Consider the following 540-nt stretch of genomic DNA (forward strand, 5'->3'; position numbering starts at 1 on the left):
CGCGGCCTGGGCCTCGTCGGCGGCCTGACGGTCACGGGTCGCCGCCCGTACCGCCTCCTCGTCCGGCGGCGGCGCGCTCGCCCGCTCACCCTCACGCTGGAGCCGGTCCGCCTCGTCGCCCGCCCGCGACACCCAGTCCGTCGCATCCCCCAACGCCCCCTGCGCCGAGGACAGATCCGCCTGCGCAGCGATCGCACGGTCCAAGGCGCGGTCCGCCTGGCCCTGCGCCGTCTCCAGCTTCGGCCAGTACGTCTGCAACGCCTGCGCACACAGGTCGTAGGAGTCCCGCAGCTTCTCCAAGTTCCCCGGCACACCGTCGAACTCCGAGCGGAACGCATCCGCCGACAGGCCCGCCCAGTCCTGCACCGCACGATCCGACGCCATCGACCTGACACGCCCCAGCGCCTCGTCCACGTCGTCCGCGAACGTCTGCAGCCCGTCCGCGAGTTCACGCACCTCCGCCGGATCACCCGGCGTCGGATCACCGTCGAGCCCCAACGGACTCCAGTCGGACGGACGCCCCACGAACCCCACCCCCTG

1 protein-coding gene is annotated in these 540 nt (G+C 73.1%); it reads right to left on the reverse strand.

Annotated elements, in window-relative coordinates:
* Window positions 1–525 (reverse strand): WXG100 family type VII secretion target (locus tag IF27_RS29640; protein ID WP_190233155.1); only part of this gene is annotated, 525 nt, incomplete at its 3' end.
* Between the last annotated feature and the right edge of the window lie 15 nt (window positions 526–540).

This window comes from Streptomyces avicenniae, assembly GCF_000719135.1.
Taxonomy (GTDB): Bacteria; Actinomycetota; Actinomycetes; order Streptomycetales; family Streptomycetaceae; genus Streptomyces; species Streptomyces avicenniae.